3 protein-coding genes are annotated in these 6,019 nt (G+C 68.2%); 2 read left to right on the top strand and 1 reads right to left on the bottom strand.

The features are described 5' to 3' along the window. The coding region (gene rpoC / locus IT355_20270; protein MCC7055618.1) for a DNA-directed RNA polymerase subunit beta' at positions 1-3,140 on the top strand (3,140 nt) is incomplete at its 5' end. An 86-nt stretch (positions 3,141-3,226) separates the two neighbouring features. On the opposite strand, the gene IT355_20265 is transcribed toward rpoC, so the two are convergent. Beyond that, complete coding sequence (locus tag IT355_20265; protein ID MCC7055617.1) at positions 3,227-3,367, bottom strand: hypothetical protein; 141 nt, start codon at positions 3,365-3,367, stop codon at positions 3,227-3,229. A gap of 127 nt (positions 3,368-3,494) precedes the next feature. On the opposite strand from IT355_20265, the gene IT355_20260 reads away from it, so the two are divergent. Continuing rightward, the gene (locus tag IT355_20260) at positions 3,495-5,972 is read left to right on the top strand and encodes a bifunctional YncE family protein/alkaline phosphatase family protein (GenBank protein MCC7055616.1); all 2,478 of its coding nucleotides are present in this window, start codon (positions 3,495-3,497) and stop codon (positions 5,970-5,972) included. The last annotated feature ends 47 nt before the right edge of the window (positions 5,973-6,019 follow it).

The following is a 6,019-nucleotide window of genomic DNA, read 5'->3' as shown; positions in this document are numbered from 1 at the left end:
TGCACCAGTGCGGTCTGCCGAAGGCGATGGCGCTGGAGCTCTTCAAGCCGTTCATCATCCACAAGCTGGTGGACAAGGGCATCGCCGAGACCGTGAAGCGCGCCAAGAAGATCGTGGAGCGCGAGAGCCCCGAGGTGTACGAGATCCTCGAGGAGATCATCCGCGACCACCCGGTGCTGCTGAACCGTGCCCCGACGCTGCATCGCCTCGGCATCCAGGCCTTCGAGCCGGTGCTGGTGGAAGGCAAGGCCATCCGCATCCATCCGCTCGTCTGCGCGGCGTTCAACGCCGACTTCGACGGTGACCAGATGGCCGTGCACGTGCCGCTCTCGTTCGAGGCGCAGATCGAGGCCCGCGTGCTGATGCTGTCGAGCAACAACATCCTCAAGCCGGCCGACGGCCGGCCGGTGGCGGAGCCGTCACAGGACATCGTGCTCGGCTGCTACGTGGCGACGAAGGCCCCGGCCGACTTCGACCAGACGGCCCGCGACCCGAAGAAGTACAACGCCCTCCGCCACTTCAGCACCCACGCCGACGTCGAGACCGGCCTGGCGCTGGGCAGCATCGTGCGCAAGGACGTGATCCGCTACCTGCACGACGGCGCGTGGGTGACCACCACCGCCGGCCGTGTGCTGTTCAATGCCATCGTCCCGGCGGCCCTCGGCTTCCAGAACAAGGACATGAAGAAGAAGGTGCTCGGTGAGCTCGTGTTCGAGAGCTACCGCCGCGCCGGCCTCGCCGAGACGGTCACGTTCCTCGACCGCCTCAAGGAGTTCGGGTTCACCAATGCGACCCGCTCCGGCGTGTCCATCGGCATCGAGGACCTGCACATCCCGCGCGAGAAGGACGAGCTCCTGAAGGAGGCGGGCGAGCGCGTGGACCGGTTCCAGCGCGCCTACCAGACGGGCAACATCACGAACGGCGAGCGCTACAACAAGGTGATCGACACCTGGACGCACGCGAACACCGACATCGCCAACGCGATGGTCGATGCCATGCGCGCCTCCCAGGGCGGGTTCAACCCGGTGTTCATGATGTTCGACTCGGGCGCCCGTGGGTCACGCGACCAGATCCGCCAGCTCGCCGGCATGCGCGGCCTGATGGCGAAGCCGCAGAAGAAGCTCACCGGTGGACTCGGCGAGATCATCGAGAGCCCCATCAAGTCGAACTTCCGTGAAGGGCTGTCGGTGCACGAGTACTTCATCTCGACGCACGGCGCCCGGAAGGGCCTCGCCGACACCGCGCTCAAGACGGCCGACGCCGGCTACCTGACGCGCCGCCTCTGCGACGTCGCCCAGGACGTGACGATCGCCGAGGAGGATTGCGGCACGCTGCTGGGCATCGACGCCGAGGCGCTGAAGGAAGGCGAGGACGTGATCGAGTCGCTCAGCGAGCGCATCGTCGGCAGCTTCGCCGGCGAGGACGTGTTCGATCCGTTCGAGCGCGATGAGAGCGGCCGCCCGAAGCTGCTGGTCGAGGCGGGCATGATGATCGACGAGGACCTCGCGAAGGTGATCGAGGAGTCGAGCATCGAGAAGGTGAAGATCCGCTCGGTCCTGACGTGTGAGAGCAAGCGGGGCCTCTGCCGCATGTGCTACGGCCGCAACCTGGCCACCATGGCGGTCGTGGACCCGGGCGAGGCGGTGGGCATCATCGCCGCGCAGTCCATCGGTGAGCCGGGCACGCAGCTCACGCTGCGCACCTTCCACATCGGTGGGGCCGCCGCCCGTATCGCCGAGCAGACGGTGAAGAAGACGAAGGTGCCGGGTGTCGTCGAGTTCGGCGACCGCCTCACCTTCGTGACCGACAAGGACGGCAAGAGCATCGTCACGTCATACGAGGGCGAGCTCACCATCAAGGGCTCCGCCGATGCCAGCTATGGCGTCGGGGCCCGGCTGCTGGTGCCGCTCGGCGCCGAGCTGATGGTCGCCGAGGGCCAGGTCGTGAAGAAGGACGACACGATCTTCAGCTGGGACCCGTACTCGAACCCGATCATCGTGGACGTGTCGGGCAAGGTCCGCTTCGTGGACCTGGTCGAGGACGAGTCGATGTCCGACGAGCTCGACGAGCTCACCGGCATGCGCGAACGCCGCGTCATCGAGGACCGCGACAAGAAGCTGCACCCGCACATCGAGATCATCGATGCGCGCGGCCAGCGTGTCCGCGACTTCGTGGTGCCGGTGGGCGCGAAGCTGGAGGTGCGCGACGAGCAGGAGATCAGCGCCGGCACGATCATCGCCAAGGTGAACCGCGAGGCCTACAAGACGCGCGACATCACCGGTGGCCTGCCGCGCGTGGCCGAGCTGTTCGAGGCCCGTCGCCCGAAGGACCCGGCGACGATCACCGAGATCGACGGCGTCGTGCGCTTCGGCGACATCAAGCGCGGCAAGCGCGAGATCCGCGTCTACCCGGCCGATCCGCGGAACGGCTGGGCGGAGATCGAGTCGGCCGAGCCGAAGCAGTACGAAGTGCCGTCCGGCAAGCACCTCCGCGTGCACGAGGGAGACCGCGTGCGCGCCGGCGACCGCCTGTCGGAAGGCCCGGTCACCCCGCCCGACATCCTCGCCATCAAGGGACCGCGTGCGGTGCAGGAATACCTCCTCAACGAAGTGCAGGAGGTCTATCGCCTGCAGGGCGTGAAGATCAACGACAAGCACATCGGCGTGATCGTGCGCCAGATGCTGCAGAAGGTGCGCATCACGGAGAGCGGCGACACGGAGTTCCTCGAGGCGGAACACGTCGAGCGCGCGATCTGGCTGGCGGAGAACGCAGCGATCGAGGCGGCGGGCAAGGTGCCGTCGCAGGCCGAACCGCTGCTGCTGGGCATCACGAAGGCGTCCCTCACGACGCAGTCGTTCATCTCGGCCGCCAGCTTCCAGGAGACCACCCGCGTCCTCACCGACGCCGCCATCCGCGGCTCGCAGGACGACCTGCTGGGCCTCAAGGAGAACATCATCATCGGGCACCTCATCCCGGCGGGTACCGGCATGTACCGGTACAACGACGTGGAGATCGACGGCATGGAACCGCCGCCGCTGCCCGAGACCCCGTTCGACGCCAGCGCCTCGTTCCTCGAGTCGCCGGCCCTCACCCCGCTGTCGATGCCGCCGGTCGCGGCTGGGCTGCAGGACGAGTTGTAAGGACGGCGTTGGATCCGCAGGACAGGCGAACGGCCCGGGGCGACACGCTCCGGGCCGTTCGTGCGTCGGGTCGATCCACCGCCCGGTCAGTCGAAGAGTGACGCCAGTGGAATGCTGAGCCCCGGCAGGACGTCCTCGCCCGACAGCGCTTCGTGGTCCCCCAGCACCGTCTCGCTGCCGTCCGCACGGTACACCCGCGCCAGCCGGCGCTGCGACTCATTGGCCATGTGTGTGTGTCCTGCGGACAGGGCGCCGCCGCCCGTCAGCGGCCCGTCACCCGGCGTATTGATAACAGGGTCGTTTCAGTCGCGTTGGCGGTGCGCGAAAACGATGATACCGGTGCATTTTTCGGGCATGTCCAATCGCATCGGCTCGAACCTGCTCCAGGTCGCCATCCTCGCCGGAACACTGGCGGCCTGCCAGAACGCGTCGTCATCCGCCCTGACCACGTCCAGGGACGCCCCAAGGCTCCCGACAGGTGTCCGCCTCGACCCCGCCGGCCCGCGCACCGACGTCGGACCGCTGCCGCTGGCGGCGGTGCTGTCCCCGGACTCGTCACACATCCTCCTGCTGCTCAACGGCTGGCGGCAGCAGGGTGTGCAGGTGGTGAACCGCCGCACCGGAGCGGTCACGCAGACACTCGAGCAGGCCGCCGCCTTCATCGGCCTGGCCTTCGCCCCCGACGGCCGCACCGTCTACGCCTCGGGCGGCAACACCGACGTCGTCTACCGCTACGACTGGGCCGCGTCGAGGCTCACTCTCCGCGACTCCCTCATCCTGCGCGTGCGCCCGAACCCGCGCAGCAATGGCATCAGCTACCCGGCCGGCCTCGCGACCAGTGCCGATGGCCGATTCCTCTACGTCGCCGAGAACCTCTCCGACTCGCTGGCGGTGGTCGATGTGGCGACCGGCAGCGTGGTGCAGCGCCTTGCCGCGGGGCGCTATCCCTACGGCGTGATCGTCGGGAAGGACGGCACCATCTACGTGTCGAGCTGGGGGACGCAGGCCATCCATGCCTATGCGCGCAGCGGTGACGCAATTCGTGCACTGTCACCGATTTCGGTGGGCCGGCACCCGTCCACGATGGTGCTCAGCGCCGATGGGGCGCGCCTCTTCGCGACCTCGGCCTCCACCGATGCGATCAGCGTGATCGACACGAAGTCGCGCAGCGTCGTGGCGACCCTGCGCGACCCGACGCCGGCCAACCTGGGGCAGGGCAGCGCCCCCATCGGGCTGCTGCTCTCGGCGGACGGCACGCGGCTCTACGTCACCGAGGGCGACAACAACGCCGTCGCGCTCTTCGCGCTCAGCGCAGCCACGGCGGGCACCGGCGCCGGCACCGCCGACTCGCTCCTCGGACGTGCGCCGGTGGGGTGGTATCCGTCGGCCCTCGTGATGGTGGCCGACACGCTCCACGTCATCGACGCGAAGGGCCGCGGCACGGCGCCGAACCCGAAACTTCCGCAGCCGGACGGCAGGGGCAACGCCGCGGATCGTCCCACCAGCTACACGTCGGGGCAGATCAACGGGACGATCACCCGGCTCTCGACCTCGCAGTTCGCCGCGCCGTCGCTGGCGGCACTGAGTGGTCGCGTGGCCCGCGCGAACAACTGGGACGCGCCGGCCGTGAAGGCCGGGCTGCCGCCGATCCGGCACGTGATCTACATCATCAAGGAGAACCGCACCTACGACCAGGTCTTCTCCGACCTGCCGCAGGGTGATGGCGACACGACACTGCTCTTCTTTCCGCGCAACGTCTCGTCGCCCAATCATCATGCGCTCGCCGAGCGCTTCGGCCTGTTCGACCGGTTCTTCGTGAACGCCGAGGTGAGCGCGGACGGCCACAACTGGAGCACCGCGGCGTACACCACCGACTACACCCAGAAGACCGTCCCGTCGAACTACTCGGGGCGCGGCCGCTCGTACGACTACGAGGGCACCAATCGCGGACGCGTGCCGGCGGACGACGATGACGACGACGTGGCGGAGCCGGCCAACGGCTACCTCTGGGATCTCGCGCAGCGGAAGGGGATCACCTTCCGGAACTTCGGTGAGTTCGTGGTGCCCGAGGGCGTGCGTGGCGAGGCACCGGAGGGGTATCGTGGCGTGAAGCCATTCCTGGTGGCGAACACCAGCAAGGAGTACCCGGGCTACAACCTCGACATCCAGGACCAGCGGCGGGCGGACGTGTACCTCCGCGAACTGCAGGGGTTCGTGGCGACGGGTGAGATGCCGCAGCTCCAGATCCTGCGCCTTCCCAACGACCACACCTCCGGCGCCTCGGCCAACAAGCCCACGCCGCAGGCGCACTTCGCCGACAACGACCTCGCCCTCGGCCGCATCGTCGAGGCGGTGTCGAAGACGAAGTTCTGGGAGAGCACCGCGATCTTCGTCCTCGAGGACGACGCGCAGGCCGGTCCCGACCACGTGGACTCGCACCGCTCGCTGCTGCTGGTCGTGTCGCCATGGGCCCGCAGCGACGCCCACCACCGCTTCGTGAACACCACCGATGTCATCGCGACGATGGAGGCGCTGCTCGGCCTCGATGCGCTCTCGCCGTACGACCACTACGGACGCCCGCTGCGGGAGATCTGGCGCACGAGCCCGGACACGCGCCCCTACGCCGCCATCACGCCAGCGCAGTCGCTGACCCAGAAGAACCCGCCCCGCGGCACCGGCGCGATCGAGTCCCGCAAGCTCGACCTGCGCTACGAGGACGTGGCCGAGGAGGATCTCTTCAACCGGATCCTCTGGTACACCATCAAGGGCACGGCCGTCCCGTACCCCGGCCCCACCCGTATGTCCGCCGCCGAAGTGCTCCGCAGCTGGTAGCGCTGGCTTCGGTCCAGCTCTGGTAACGTCAACGGCTTTGCGCGTTT

The sequence above is a fragment of the Gemmatimonadaceae bacterium genome (genome assembly GCA_020851035.1).
Lineage (GTDB): Bacteria > Gemmatimonadota > Gemmatimonadetes > Gemmatimonadales > Gemmatimonadaceae > JACMLX01.
Note: the sequence above shows the minus strand (reverse complement) of the source record. Positions and strands in the feature narration are given on the sequence as shown.